Genomic DNA, 13,912 nt, shown 5'->3' on the forward strand with positions numbered 1-13,912 from the left:
CCTCATGATTCAAGATATTCGTGTCCTGGATGTGGTCGCCTTGACTAAGGATATTCCTGAGAGCAGCTTGCTGCGAGGACAAGTGGGGACCGTGGTGGAATCCCTTGGACCAGATATGTTTGAAGTGGAATTTGTGGATAATGACGGCCGAACCTACGCGACGCTCCCCCTGAATTCCAGCCAACTCCTCGTGCTGCATTACCAACCTGCGTGACCGTATGTAGAAATGGCCTCCATTGTCGTCGTCGGGGTTAGGTCCTGCATTCACACATGATCTACCTTGCCCCTAGCCCTTCACTTCCTTCTCCATTACCAAATTTTTCTTAGCTGCACCGTGTTGAAGTGGGAGGGACTTTTTCTTTTCGTTTTCCTTCGGTTTTGATCGGATGAGAGAAAAGAATCGGGCAACGGCAGAGATGGATTTCAGAAAATACAGAAACAAACAGTGGTCTTTCCTTAGAGCATGCAAAAAACTAAAAAGAACATGAGTCCCGATGAGTATATGCGCCTGGCCATTGCCATGGCACAGAAGATCCCCCGGTATCCCTTCGGCGCCGTGATCGTTCGACGGACAACCGGAGAGGTCCTCGCGAAAGGGTATAACCGTTCTTCCCGCAACCCTACCCTCCACGGCGAAATCGATGTGATCAATCGTTGTGCGGCCAAACATGGACCTGTGGATTGGACGGAACTGGACTTGTATACAACCGCCGAACCGTGTCCCATGTGTCAGAGTGCGATCGAGTGGGCGGGCATTGCTACCGTGTACTTTGGGACGTCGATTCCGTTTCTCCAACAACTTGGTTTTCGGCAAATTGATATTCGAGCCGAAGAGGTGGCGCGACGAACTCCTTTTCGGAACACGAGAGTGATTGGGGGGATTCTAGAGCAGGAGTGTAATGCGTTGTTTGAGGAGGTGCAGCGCGAGGACATTTAGATGCCGGGTTTCGACCCCGGACGACGAGCCACTTTTGTTTCGGCAAAAGTGACCAAAACCATTGACGCCCCGTCTGGCTTTTTTGAAGAGGAGGGACGCGAACTTTTTGAAGAGCGGCCCAACTCGCATGGCTCAAACAAGGGCCGCTACCTGCGAAGAGCGTCCCTCCCGGGGGCCAGCCGGCAGGCGTCGGAACAAAATGAAAGCGTATTGAGGCAAACCCACGGACGGTGGTCCAACTCGCGGAGTTTGTCCTGAGCCAACGCCGAAGGGCTCAAACAGTGCCCGCCTTTTTCCCGGTACCGTTTGCACTGCTTGGCCATGCCACCAGGCCAGGGAGCCTAGCGGGGAAGGTGAATGAAAAGGCCACCAGATCAGCCGACAGGCGTCGGACTACAGACGAAAAGTTCATGCTTGAGGTCCCGCCTTGCATTCACAGTTACTTCCAACCCCCTTCCAACCTTCCGCAAAATTTAGAATAGTTAACTTTTCTCTGCGGGTTCTTCTGAGGGAAAAGTTTGACCCCTTCGGCATGCCTCAGGCCAGGCATCGCGAGTTTGGTCGCCCCACTTCATTGCACTCCTGGATAATGGTCATGGGGTCACCCATGAGCAGGCTGTCTTAGGCCAGATTGTTCATTAATCCCAAACCGCTGATGAGGACGAGCATTCCTCCTATGACCTGCTTGAACCACTGATCGTTTTTCAAAATCGCATCATGAAATTTGAGTCCGATCACATGGCCGATGGCTGCGATGGGAAGGAGCGTCAGGGCGGTGAGCAGATGCAGCTCGACTCCGAGTATCACGAAGGTACTCATTTTAATCGTGACGATGGTAAACCAGAGAACGTACAACGTGTTACGTAGTTGATTGGTCGCGACATTTTTCATGGTGACCGCAACCATCAGTGGTCCACCGGTCAGTGACGTTCCCGCCACATACCCACCAAGCGCAAGCAACAGCCTGTCGCTCCAGCTCTTTTTGCTATTGATGGAAAGATTCAAGAGCCACATCAATCCATACGCGAGTGAGATGGAATAAATAAAGATGAGCAGCCACTCAGTCGGCAACGTAACCAGGCCAAACACACCAATCAAGGTCGTGGGGATGACAAACAGCGTGGCGTGCCCCAAATAGGGCCAATCGACATCGTGAATACCGGTACGTAAGGTCAGAGCCGAAAAAAACAGGAGATGCGATCCGATGACCGGCAACCAAAATAGTGGTTGGTCATAGAGAAACAGCATGAGTGGTAGTCCAAGCGCAGCACCACCGAACCCAAGCCCGCTGCGTACAAACCCTGTCCAGATAAACAGGACTCCCACGAGGAGTAGCTGAGTGATCGTGAAGTCAAGGAGGATGTTCGTCATGGATCGTGCGTTTGCTGAACAAAGCCGCCAACGGCGTTCCCGGCCTTCACGCTCGCCGCTGAAGCCAGCTTTGGCGCGCAAGCGGCCGAAGCCGCCGCGCCCAGGTCGGTTGCCAATTTTGAGTTCCCACGTACTGTCCGGAAGACGGTTTAAGTCAGTGTATACAGGTTATATCATGCAACACATCACTAATTTTCGCTGCAAAACTTCTCAACGTACCATTTCTCTCACAGTCAGATCTGTTTTAAAGAATTATCTATCCCCTACAGGCAAAGCTGGCCACATAAATTTGAAGTGTTACAGGTCTGGGGGTCCGGCCTTTCATTCACACATACTCCCAGCTCCCTTCCCACATTCCGACCTGTTCAGAATGATTCACTGTTTTCTGCGGGCTCTTGGGGGAGAGGTTCTACACAGCGAAGATGGATGCCCGCTGAAAAATGGCGGGCATGACGGAGTAAGAGGAAGAACCAGGCTAAAGAGTTTGGGGCTGGATTGAGGATGTCACGCCTTGGCTAGATCCTTCGCCGCTGGCTCAGGATGACAACTTCTTCCAGGACGTGCTCCATGTAATCCCCTGCGGGATTCCTAGGACATCACGAAAAAAATGATGGAGGTCTGGTGTTGGGTGGCGCCATGATGGAGCAGAGAAAGATTATTCTTCCCGCTTCTTGAATAGTTTTTTTCTTTGCATGCGTACGCTATGATGGACGTATGTCTTCCCCCTTTACCGGTACGGATTTGATTCAATGAAGGATTTCTGTTCCATCTTGATGCCGCACTGATTCATTGAGGATGGATTTCCTTTCCACCAAAGAGGATTTTCTAGCGGTGATTACCGTCTATCTCCCCCAACCCGATCAGTGGTCGCCCGACTATCGAAGGAGGCGTTAGTTATGGAATGTGTCCATTGCAAAGGCCGGATGGTCCGAGGGACCGCCCCATTCAGTTTGGATCGAAATGGTTATCATGTGTCCTGGGATGCTGTTCCTGCGTGGGTCTGCTCCCAATGCGGCGAGCCCTACTTCGAAACACGTGAAGTTGAACTAATTCAGAAGGCTTTGTCTGGCCTCGACCGTGAAAGCTCGGCGTTGGCTGCGTCCGGCTCCTCTCCATCACCGTCGAAGTGAAAGACCATTGAGCGTGAAACCTCGGTTGGTGACGGCCTATCCACGAGAACAGGAGTCTTGACCATGATCAAAGAACATGACCGGGTTGTTTTAGCTGTTGACGTTCCCTCTGAAGGCCTTGTGGCCGGAGATGTCGGGACGATCGTTCATGTCTTTCGAGACAATCAGGCCTATGAGGTGGAATTTGCTACCCTGGAAGGAAAAACCGCTGCAGTCGTGACATTGGAGGTTCTTCAGGTTCGTCCGGTTGGCAAACGCGAGATCACTCACGCTCGTGAGTTGGCTTCTCGATAAAATCCTCAAGCTGCGTCACCGATCTGCTCCTCGGAACGTTGAGTTTCGCTTATCTCTCTTTTTACAGCCGAACAGTCGCAAGATAAATTTCACAGAAGCCGGCTGGAAAAAGTAGGAGGACCGTATGCGATATGCCATTGTGATTGAAAAATCGCCCGCAAACTTTGCAGCGTATGTGCCTGATTTACCTGGGTGTGTGGCAACCGGGGCGACCCTGGATGAAGAGGAAACACTTATACGAGAAGCGATTGCATTCCCATCTCGAAGGACTACAGGCGGATGGCCAACCCCTCCCACCTCCAAGTTGCCAGGTCGAAAACGTGGAGGTTTCAGTCTAACTCCACTTACCACGGTGCCCCTTTCATACCGGGGTTTCGACCCCGGACGACGAGGTCCTTTTCTTTCGGGAAAAGGACCCAAAACCATTGACGCCCCGCCTAGCCTCATTGAAGAGGAGGGACGCTAACTTTTTGAAGAGCGGCCCAACTCGCAAGGCTCACCCAAGGGCCGCCAGATGCGAAGAGCCTCCCTCCCTGGGGCCAGCCGGCAGGCGTCGGAACAAAAGGTGTGGTGTAGGGTGAGAAGGCGTGTTGTGAAACTGGCGTGAAGTGGTTAGGGCACAGATCCTTCGCTGCCGCTCAGGATGACAACCTGGAGAGAAAGGGTTGCCAACAATATGCGGGATATGGGAGCGGGAGAAGAGAGAGACTGGATTGCCTATATTCGGAATGACGCCTCGTGATTGAAGATCAAGCGAGGCGGCCTGCTTATCTTTTATTTTGTGAGACCGTCTGTCGGGTGGTGCGGCTCCTTCCCTGTGGTTTCCTCCGGTGTTTATTGCCTCGTAGTATTTTGTTGTTGACCCATTCCTGTAACGCTATCCATACGGTATCTGGTTCGCTGCCGTCGCGGCTTGCCTCTTGCGCACATATCAGAATCTCTTGGTACGACCGCACGTGGAACTGGACCTGATCCTGTCTGATCGTCCGGGTGAATTCGCTCCATTCCGGGGCTTTGACCTTTTGAGCCATGGGCAGATCGGGGCTGTCCGCATAGACGATGACCACCGCCGGTTGCTTATTTTTCTGCCGCGCCAGCTTATAGGCCACGACGAGATTGCGCATCCATTGGTAGGCCGGTCCCGCGAATGGACAGGGGTGGTAATCGGTTTGGGCATCGAGGTGAAAGACTTTCGGAATGATGTCCCAATACTGAATGTCTTTTTCGCTTAAGGCGCAGCGACTGGTCATGTCGATGACGCGCTTGGCTTGCTGCGCATAGTTTCCATTGCACGGGACGGAGCCATTGCGCCGCACCGTTTGCGAGCATGCCCCTCCATCCTGCTCCGTAAATTTACATTCAAACATGATCACGGAATGGGGATTTTCCGCATAGACATCCACTTGGGTCGGACAAGGTTCATTGAGCAATGATGCGCGCGCGCGCCATTCCAGGATGATCTCCCAGGGACCGCCGGGCGGCACCCCCAGGTTGGTTGCCAGGGCATCGAGAATCGCCTCGCATTCAGAGGAGGTTTTGATGGTGCCGAAGACATCAATCGCGAGCGCTTGGGATGAATGCGTGAAATGGGTATCGATGGCTCCTCCCCGGCCTGTGTGCCACGGAAAAGTATCCCATGGTACACAGGCTTGATGCGCGTGGGGAAAGATATTACGTTCGAGGCGTGTTCTAGTGGCATGGTCCATAGGTGTTGGCCTTCAAAGTGAGCATAGGAATTGGAATGTGGTGTTTATTTCTTTATCGGTGAATGAGGGATGAAGCTGAATGAGGGAGGAAAATGTTGGATGGATATAGGGATGGGGAGTTTCATATTGAATACGTGAATGCATTGGAAGATTGGCTGGGGCTTGGGCATGGCCGGGGTGATCGATTGAACTCTCGGAAGGGGGAGACGATAGGTGCCCGGTGGTAAATGTCGTGAGGGATGCGAGCGTGCCCTTGAGACCGGGGTTTCGGCCCCGGACGACGAGGTCCTTTTGTTTTGGCAAAAGGACCCAAAACCATGTTGGCCGTGCCATGGCCCTTCGGGTGTCCTCCGCGGTTCACCGGCCCCGGCGGCGGGCAAACTCGCCTGGCTCAAACACTGCCCGCCTTTTCTCCGGGGCCGGTTGCACTGCTCGGCCATGCCACCAGGCCAGGGGACCCTAGAGGCCAAGGTGAATGAATTTGCAGAGATCCAACACGGGTCGGAAACTTTTTGAAGAGCGTCCCTCCTTGGGCCAGCCGGCAGGCGTCGGATAAAGTAAAAGAGAAGGAGGGTTGAGAATGAGGGTGAGGGAACAAGGTGGAGTCGAGGAAGATCGTGCCCTTGTTCCCTTCCGCCGTACATTTTTACCGCAATCCTCTGTGCAAATTCTCGACTGGGGAGTCGAACGGCCGGCAATCGCCATGCCGGACGATTCGCATTAGCGGGACACCATAGTTTGCGATTCGGTTCGCTGGGTCGGAGTCAGATCGAATCGATCAAGATTCATGACCTTGTTCCAGGCCGCCACAAAGTCGTGGACGAATTGCTGTTTCGCGTCGGCACTGGCATAGACTTCCGCGATGGCCCGCAGTTGCGCGTTCGACCCGAATACGAGGTCAATGCGCGTGCCGGTCCATGTGACCTCACCCGTCTTGCGGTCCCGCCCTTCAAACACCTGCCCGCCTTCGTCAGACTTTTGCCACGTCGTGTTCATGTCCAGCAGGTTGACGAAGAAGTCATTGGTCAACGTCTCCGGCCGCGTCGTGAAGACCCCATGGCGGGAATGGCCGATGTTGGCATTCAAGGCCCGCATGCCGCCGATTAGCACCGTCATCTCAGGTGCGGTCAGCGTCAATAGGTGAGATCGATCCACCAGCAGTTCCTCAGGGCGGCGATCCTGTCCCGGTCCGTAGTAATTACGGAAACCGTCAGCGGTCGGTTCCAGCGGGGCAAAGGCCTCCACGTCGGTCATCTCCTGCGACGCGTCGGTGCGGCCGGGCGAGAAGGGCACCTGAATCTTATGCCCGGCCTTTTTCGCCGCTTTTTCCACGGCGGCATTTCCGGCCAGCACGATCAGATCAGCCAACGAAACCTTCTTGCCCCCGGTTGATAATTGATTGAAGTCTTGTTGAATCTTCTCCAGTGTCTGCAAGACCTTCGCGAGTTCAGCCGGTTGGTTGACCTTCCAATTCTTTTGAGGAGCGAGGCGAATGCGGGCTCCATTGGCGCCTCCCCGTTTGTCCGTATCCCGGTAGGTGACCGCCGACGCCCAGGCGGTGGTGACGAGGTCTGCAATAGACAATCCTGATCCAAGAATTTGGCCCTTGAGCTGCGCGATCTCCTGCTCGCTGATTAGGGGATGATCCACCGCCGGAACCGGGTCCTGCCACAATCGTGGCTCTGGAAGCCCCGAGCCCAGGTACCGCGAGATGGGCCCCATGTCGCGATGAATCAGCTTGTACCACGCCTTGGCAAATGCCGTATTCAACTCCTCAGGGTTTTCATAAAAGCGTTTGGAAATGGGCCCGTAGATGGGGTCCATCTTGAGTGCCAGGTCCGTGGTGAACATCATCGGGGCGTGCGTCTTGGACGGATCGTGCGCATCCGGCACCGACCCCTCCCCGGCTTTATTTTTGGGCGTCCACTGCCACGCCCCGCCCTGCCCCTTGATCATTTCCCAGTCATAGCCATAGAGATTGGTGAAATAGCCGTTGGACCATTGCACCGGGGTGAACGTCCACGCCCCTTCCAGGCCGCTGGTGATCGTGTCGCCGCCTTTACCTGTTTGATAAGTATTCTTCCAGCCCAGGCCCTGCTCTTCGAGCCCGGCCGCTTCGGGTTCGGGGCCCACATACTTGCCGGGATTGGCGGCACCGTGGGATTTGCCCAGGGTATGCCCGCCCGCGATGAGCGCCACGGTCTCTTCATCGTTCATGGCCATGCGGCCGAACGTTTCCCGGATGTCTTTGGCTGCGGCGAGCGGATCGGGCTTGCCGTTGGGCCCTTCCGGATTAACGTAGATCAAACCCATCTGCACCGCGGCGAGCGGGTTGTGCAGGTCACGATCGCCGCTGTAACGCTTGTCTGCCAGCCACTCGCGTTCAGGTCCCCAATAAATATCGGCTTGCGGCTCCCAGACGTCCTCGCGCCCTCCGGCAAATCCCAACGTCTTAAAGCCCATCGACTCCAGAGCGGTATTTCCGGCTAGGACCATCAGGTCGGCCCAGGAAATTTTATTCCCGTACTTCTGTTTAATGGGCCAGAGCAGTCGGCGGGCCTTGTCCAGATTGGCATTGTCAGGCCAACTGTTGAGGGGCGCAAAGCGCTGTGATCCCGTAGAGGCCCCGCCACGGCCGTCGGCCATGCGATACGATCCGGCACTATGCCAGGCCATCCGGATGAAGAGCCCTCCATAGTGACCGTAGTCAGCCGGCCACCAGTCCTGTGACGTCTTCATTAATGTTTCGAGATCGTTCTTCACCGCAGCCAGATCGAGTTTTTTGAACTCCTCGGCGTAATTGAAATCCTCACCCAATGGATTACCCATGGGCGGATTTTGATGGAGGATGTTCAGGTTCAACCGATTCGGCCACCAGTCTTCATTCGTCCAGGCCCCGGCTGCCGTGGGCCTGAGGGTTGCGCTTGAGCCTTTGCCCGACTCCATCTTTCCTCCATAGGATTCGGCCTCTTTCGGATTTGATTCAGAAGCTTGGGCCGCCGAAATTCCGCCGATGGTAACCATCACGGAACAAAGGCCCAGGCCCACAAGCCAGACTGGATATTTTCGATTGAATCGTCGCGTCGTGTGTCGGTGCGTACCTCCGTTTCTCCTGGGGCAATTCGTTGCAGTTTTGGCATGTGACATATGATTTCTCCTGGTGAGCTATTGAAGGTTGGCTAATTGTGCTAAGTGAGACAGCCTTAATCGATGCACCGGCATCGGTGTTGAAAGTTGCTGTGTAATGTTTTGGGTTTGGTCCGGTTTCATGAAGTTGCCCCTTATCCGGGTTTACGACCGGGGCAGAGGAACTGCCAGGGGGAGGGTCACGCCACGGGTTTTATGACACCATGGCGTATGTGACGAACCGGCCTCTCTCTCTTATTAGGCCTGTTTCGTTTGGACAATTGCAAGAGACGCTATGACCTTTTGAAGCAGTAGTGCCTACAAATGCATGTTTCCTTCGACACGGATGAACCAGCATCTCCACACGATCCAGACGCACGCGATGCCTTTCTGAGATTGAGGTTGTGGACCGACTCAAAACGGGTTTACCGGAGGGAGGGCCCAGGTGACGGGAACGCTTGCCGTCAGTCGTGGCGAGGCGTGACCTCTGCCTCATCTGTCTGCCAGGTGGGATACTTTCCCGGTTTTCCCAAGAAGGGTAAGGCCATGAGCCGCCACCAGGTGAGCTGAGTTGCGTCCCGGTATTCCTCCAGGCCAATCTCCATCCGTTTATGGCCCTGGATGGGGTCACGCCAGTAGGTGCCGAGCAACCGATCCCACCACGGCAGGTTAAATCCGAAGTTCCGATTGGTTTCCCATGGGATCACCGAATGATGGATGCGATGCATATCCGGCGTCACGAGAAACCATCTGAGCAGACGATCCACCGTCCAGGGAATGCGCACATTGCTATGATTAAACATGGAGGTGGCATTGAGCAGGACTTCAAAGGCGACCACCGCGCCGGGTGAGGCGCCGAGTAAGAGCACCGCGCTAATTTTGATGACCATGGAAAGAAGGATTTCAAGTGGATGAAACCGCACGCCGGTGGTGACGTCAAAATCTACATCGGTGTGATGCACCATGTGCAGACGCCAGAGCAGCGGCACCGCATGCATAAGCACATGTTGAAAATAGACGACCAGATCTAACAGGATGACGACCAGGGTGAATTCCCCCCACCAGGGCCAATCCACTTGATTAAAGAACCCCACTTCCCCCTGCGCGGCCAGGACCGCTGCGCCCACCGCTCCTGATGCCGTGAGCATGCGGATGAACACCGTGTTCCCAACGCCCATGGCCAGGTTGATTCCCCAGCGGGTGGACCGGGACGCGGACCATGCACGACGGGGTGACAGCCATTCCCACACGGCCATGATGGCGAAGATGCCGATAAACGCGCTGAGGCGAATGATGATGTCGGAGTTCATAGAATCTGTTCAGGGTTTTTCCCACTCTACCCCACCTGTGCATACCGGACAAAGAAAAAAAGCGGGAATCCTTCTACAGCCGACGGGGCAGGATACAGGAATGCGTATTCATGTAAGTGGGGTCATGTAGGAGAGGGGCAGGATGAGAGGAAGAAGGAAAGGATGGATGTTCGCTTAAACATTTGATGAATGATCTAAGATTTTTTTGCCGGGGTTCGGCCCGGCAGCCGAGTGTTTGCGTGGGGCGTCTTTTCCTTTTTGAGGTCTTCCGGGGTTTCGACCCCGGACGACGAGGTCCTTTTGTTTCGGCAAAAGGACCCAAAACCATTGACGCCCCGTCTGGCCTTATTGAAGTGGAGGGACGCGAACTCTTTGAAGAGCGGCCCAACTCGCAAGGCTCAAACAAGGGCCGCCAGATGCGAAGAGCGTCCCTCCTTAGGACCAGCCGGCAGGCGTCGGATTCACTGTCTGCATGCTGATTGGTGCGGCGGCCCGAGTGACTGACCTGCAGGTGGTGCGTGGGAAGTCTGATTATTATTATCCGAAAGCTGGGAAAGTTTTGAGATCCCGGGGTTTCGCCCCCGAACGACGAGGTCCTTTTGTTTCGGCAAAAGTGGCCAAAACCAGTGACGCCCCGTCTGGTCTCATTGAAGTGGAGGGACGCGAACTTTTTGAAGAGCGGCCCAACTCGCCGGGCTCAAACAAGGGCCGCCAGATGCAAAGAGCGTCCCTCCTTGGGCCAGCCGGCAGGCGTCGGACAAAGTAGGAGAGGAACCTTTATGGGATTCCCATGCAAGCGGGAGAAGTGCAGGAAGGACAGTGAAGGGAAGGGAAGAAAGAAGCCGGGGTTCGGCCCGGCAGCCGGGTGCTTGCGTGATGCGTCTCTTCCTTTTGAGGTCTTCCGGAGTTTCGGCCCCGGACGACGAGGTCCTTTTGTTTCGGCAAAAGGACCCAAAACCATTGACGCCCCGCCTGGTCTCATTGAAATGAAGGGACGCGAACTTTTTGAAGAGCGGCCCAACTCGCCGGGCTCAAACAAGGTCCGCCAGATGCAAAGAGCGTCCCTCCTTAGGACCAGCCGGAAGGCGTCGGACAAAGTAGGAGAGGAACCTTTATGGAATTCCCACGCAAATGGAAGAAGCGCAGGAAGGACAGTGAAGGGAAGAAAGAAGCCGGGGTTCGGCCCGGCAGCCGAGGTCCTTTTGTTTCGGCAAAAGGACCCAAAACCATTGCCGCCCCGTCTGGCCTCATTGAAGAGGAGGGACGCTAATCCGGAGAAGAGCGGCCCAACTCGCAAGGCTCAAACAAGGGCCACCAGATGCGAAGAGCGTCCCTCCTTGGGCCAGCCGGCAGGCGTCGGATCAATAATCTGCTTGGTGTTTCGCGCGATGTCCCAGGAGGTCGACTTACAGCTGGTGCCATAGAAGTTTGATTAATATTGTCGGAAAGATGAAAAGGAATTTGGATGCCGGGGTTTCGGCCCGCGACGACAAGCCACTCTGGTTTCGGTCAAAGTGGCCAAAACCATTGACGCCCCGTCTGGCAGCCACACTGCTCTCGTTCACCCCTGCTAAAACGACAGGCACGCCCTCTCCCCCGAGGGATTCATGAATGTAATTCGAATCCGTGACCTGCTTAAGCCACATGGTCCGGCCGTGGAAGGTGAAGTCAGCAGTGACTTCACCTATCCAGACCCGAACCTGATCTCAGGAACTGCCGGGTATGCGCCCATCCTGAATTCAAAACTCACAATGGGCCATCGCGCCGGGTTCGCTATCCCGTACTACAAGCCTATTCGTCAGTTTTGACCTTTCCGGTCTTGGCGTCTACATACACTTCATGGCTTTCATCGGCATCCACCATCTCAATTTTATAAATGACGCGGTCGTCCTCTTTTCCCATGCTGACTTCCACGGGTTTACCGGAATGCGCCTTCTGAGCAGCCTGAATGGCCTCGACCATACTCACCGTGGCTTCCTTGGTGAGGGTCCGATCCGATTCGAACAGTGCCCACGCAGGAACACCCGTCACCATGAAAAGGCCCACTAACCCGACTGCCATAATTGTCTTTTTCATACCCATTCCTCCTAAATGATTAAAATAAAAATGCAAGATGTATGTGAAATCCTTTCGCTTCTCTTTCTCACGCGGCGAGAGAACCCGCTACGAATCCTTGTTCACTTCATTCCCTCCTTTCTCGCAATTCTCCCGCAAACCATCCAGCAACTCAGTCACAATGTTCCGGAGGTTTGTCGGGGAAAATTCGCGAATAGCATCTTTATACAGGCCGCAGTTCTCTTTAGCTTTTATGGGAGTGTCCTCATACTTTTGAAGACACGTCCGATAGACCTTGACCAGTTCGGCCATTTCCCGGTCCATAGCCGATTCTGTCACGTTGTTGGATGCTTCAGAGGCAGTCGACCCATTGCTTCCAAAACTGAAAGGAACCGCAGTCCCAATGAGGACCACGACCACTATGATAATCCGGGAATAATGTCTCCATTTGCCGCATGCTATCAGTCCTGTGAACTTCACCTGTTCTCGTCCACCGTTTGCGGTTGCCATATTTTTTCTCCCAATTCCCGGAGTCATCTTCCTGGAAAGGTGCCTTAACGAATAAATGATAGGTCCACCTTTTCCTCACATCTATAGCAGGTCACTTTCCATTCGACCAATGTATAAAAACGGGGTGGTCGCTGACCTTTTGTTCAAAGGGTTTTCTTCACCAAACCTGCCGGAAAAATCTTATTTTCTTATGGTCTTGCCCATATCGGAAGAACTCTAAAGCGCCTAGGTCCACTGCCTTCATTTTTTCTCTACTGATTGAAGATTTTTATGTATGTGCATTTTTTAATTTTGCCTCTCAATGAGGGAGAAAAGATGAATGGCCGACCACCAATACCGGACATGATTGAAAAGGTTTGATGGATGCCCGAGGGTTCCGCCTCCGGACAACGAGGTCCTTTTTGTTTTGACAAATGGACCTAAAACCATCCACGTCCCGTCTACGGGTCTGCCAAATGCGAAGGGTGCCCCTCCTTGGGCCAGCCGACAGGCGTCGGATGTCTGATCAACAATGTCAGCATGGTGGGAAATTTTTTGGATGCCGGGGTTCGGCCCGGCAGCCGAGCCACTTTGGTTTCGGTCAAAGTGGCCAAACCCATTGACGCCCCGTCTGGTCTCTCTGAAGTGGAGGGACGCGAACTTTTTAAAGAGCGGCCCAACTCGCCGGGCTCAAACAAGGTCCGCCAGATGCGAAGAGCGTCCCTCCGTTGGGCCAGCTGGCAGACGTCGGATGTCTGATCAAAACGAGATCTGCTCTACTGGGGATTGTCCGCCCGGACGAAACAAGACTATGCCGGGAGCAGGCTGTTGCCGACAACACCAGTTCGCCAAAATCACGATCGAAAGTCAGCAACACACGAGATTGAGTTACGGCTTCGCGCAACACCTCCTCATCGGAAGCCGCTATCAGTGACTCCGCTGCATACAGGACGTCGTGGCCGTGCGTTCGAAGTAATTTGACGATTGAAGCAGGAAAATTTTCGTCGGCAAGATACCGTTCACTCATGCGGACGTTCAGGTCGGCGGCAGCAAATAGAACCGTTCCTCCCGGAAGATTTCCGCAGCATACGCCAGCACAGCACGAAGGCGATCCTCAGTCAGGTTGGGGTAATTGTCACATAACGCAGTTTGGTCCCATCCAGCCGCCAGCAAATCAAGCACGAACTCCACAGACAGACGGGTTCCCTTGAGAGCTGGTTTTCCACCCAAAATTGCTGGATCGGACACAATGTAGTCTCGCCAATTAATGGCGGGCATGATGCTTCTCCTTAACCTAATCTTTCGGCAATAGGATGCGTGAGATTAAAAGTATAGCCACGACCCTATGAGAAGTCACCAATCCAATTCCTTCCATCCCAGGCTCCCGCCTTTAATTGTAGCCATGAATCCGGGTTGCAAGATTGAGGGTGAAGAGGGAGTGTGTTATTTCCGGGGTTTCGGCCCCGGCGTCGGATGTCTGATCAACAATGTCAG

General features: G+C 54.3%; 14 protein-coding genes and 1 pseudogene. 7 read left to right on the top strand and 8 right to left on the bottom strand.

The genetic code is table 11. The features are described from left to right. Nucleotides 1–4: 4 nt before the first annotated feature. Both PQG83_RS06340 and PQG83_RS06345 read left to right on the top strand, forming a co-directional pair. Nucleotides 5–214 (top strand): DUF4926 domain-containing protein, encoded by a 210-nt coding sequence (locus PQG83_RS06340; RefSeq protein ID WP_312747925.1) that lies wholly within the window; start codon nt 5–7, stop codon nt 212–214. A gap of 270 nt (nt 215–484) precedes the next feature. Then, nucleotides 485–937 carry a nucleoside deaminase gene (locus PQG83_RS06345; protein ID WP_312747927.1) on the top strand — a complete coding sequence of 151 codons (453 nt, stop codon included), beginning with the start codon at nt 485–487 and terminating at the stop codon, nt 935–937. A gap of 621 nt (nt 938–1,558) precedes the next feature. On the opposite strand, the gene PQG83_RS06350 is transcribed toward PQG83_RS06345, so the two are convergent. Further along, nucleotides 1,559–2,308, bottom strand: coding sequence for a TSUP family transporter (locus PQG83_RS06350; RefSeq protein WP_312747929.1), 750 nt, complete (start codon nt 2,306–2,308; stop codon nt 1,559–1,561). 896 nt (nt 2,309–3,204) lie between these two features. On the opposite strand from PQG83_RS06350, the gene PQG83_RS20890 reads away from it, so the two are divergent. The 3 genes and pseudogenes from PQG83_RS20890 (at nt 3,205) to PQG83_RS20895 (ending at nt 4,070) form a co-directional block, all read left to right on the top strand. After that, nucleotides 3,205–3,438: a YgiT-type zinc finger protein gene (locus PQG83_RS20890; protein ID WP_376753553.1), complete on the top strand. Its 234-nt coding sequence runs from the start codon at nt 3,205–3,207 to the stop codon at nt 3,436–3,438. A gap of 63 nt (nt 3,439–3,501) precedes the next feature. Next, nucleotides 3,502–3,732: a DUF4926 domain-containing protein gene (locus PQG83_RS06355; protein WP_312747931.1), complete on the top strand. Its 231-nt coding sequence runs from the start codon at nt 3,502–3,504 to the stop codon at nt 3,730–3,732. Between the two features lie 124 nt (nt 3,733–3,856). After that, nucleotides 3,857–4,070 (top strand): annotated as a pseudogene (locus PQG83_RS20895) (type II toxin-antitoxin system HicB family antitoxin). 429 nt (nt 4,071–4,499) lie between these two features. Here the strand turns inward: PQG83_RS20895 and PQG83_RS06365 are convergent. Further along, nucleotides 4,500–5,438, bottom strand: a complete 939-nt coding sequence (locus PQG83_RS06365; RefSeq protein WP_312747935.1) for a PGN_0703 family putative restriction endonuclease — start codon at nt 5,436–5,438, stop codon at nt 4,500–4,502. Between the two features lie 580 nt (nt 5,439–6,018). Here PQG83_RS06365 and PQG83_RS06370 point away from each other — a divergent pair. Beyond that, entirely contained in the window at nt 6,019–6,162 is a 144-nt protein-coding gene (locus tag PQG83_RS06370; RefSeq protein ID WP_312747937.1) for a hypothetical protein, read from the top strand. Here the strand turns inward: PQG83_RS06370 and katG are convergent. Both katG and PQG83_RS06380 read right to left on the bottom strand, forming a co-directional pair. Then, nucleotides 6,159–8,384 carry a catalase/peroxidase HPI gene (katG, locus tag PQG83_RS06375; RefSeq protein WP_376753576.1) on the bottom strand — a complete coding sequence of 742 codons (2,226 nt, stop codon included), beginning with the start codon at nt 8,382–8,384 and terminating at the stop codon, nt 6,159–6,161. The genes PQG83_RS06370 and katG overlap by 4 nt on opposite strands. Nucleotides 8,385–9,028: 644 nt before the next feature. Further along, a complete protein-coding gene (locus tag PQG83_RS06380; RefSeq protein WP_312747939.1) occupies nt 9,029–9,874 on the bottom strand; it encodes a sterol desaturase family protein in 846 nt (281 codons plus the stop codon). A gap of 1,114 nt (nt 9,875–10,988) precedes the next feature. Between PQG83_RS06380 and PQG83_RS06385 the strand changes: the two genes are divergently transcribed. Continuing rightward, the gene (locus tag PQG83_RS06385; protein WP_312747941.1) at nt 10,989–11,144 is read left to right on the top strand and encodes a hypothetical protein; all 156 of its coding nucleotides are present in this window, start codon (nt 10,989–10,991) and stop codon (nt 11,142–11,144) included. 521 nt (nt 11,145–11,665) lie between these two features. On the opposite strand, the gene PQG83_RS06390 is transcribed toward PQG83_RS06385, so the two are convergent. From PQG83_RS06390 to PQG83_RS06405, 4 genes are all read right to left on the bottom strand, one after another. After that, nucleotides 11,666–11,950, bottom strand: coding sequence for a PepSY domain-containing protein (locus tag PQG83_RS06390; RefSeq protein WP_312747943.1), 285 nt, complete (start codon nt 11,948–11,950; stop codon nt 11,666–11,668). Between the two features lie 87 nt (nt 11,951–12,037). Next, a complete protein-coding gene (locus tag PQG83_RS06395; RefSeq protein ID WP_312747945.1) occupies nt 12,038–12,439 on the bottom strand; it encodes a hypothetical protein in 402 nt (133 codons plus the stop codon). Nucleotides 12,440–13,082: 643 nt separating this feature from the next. Continuing rightward, the gene (locus PQG83_RS06400) at nt 13,083–13,445 is read right to left on the bottom strand and encodes a DUF5615 family PIN-like protein (protein WP_312747947.1); all 363 of its coding nucleotides are present in this window, start codon (nt 13,443–13,445) and stop codon (nt 13,083–13,085) included. Nucleotides 13,446–13,453: 8 nt separating this feature from the next. Then, nucleotides 13,454–13,696 (bottom strand): DUF433 domain-containing protein, encoded by a 243-nt coding sequence (locus PQG83_RS06405; protein WP_312747949.1) that lies wholly within the window; start codon nt 13,694–13,696, stop codon nt 13,454–13,456. Nucleotides 13,697–13,912 lie beyond the last annotated feature (216 nt).

This window comes from Candidatus Nitrospira neomarina (assembly GCF_032051675.1).
GTDB classification, from domain to species: Bacteria; Nitrospirota; Nitrospiria; order Nitrospirales; family UBA8639; genus Nitrospira_E; species Nitrospira_E neomarina.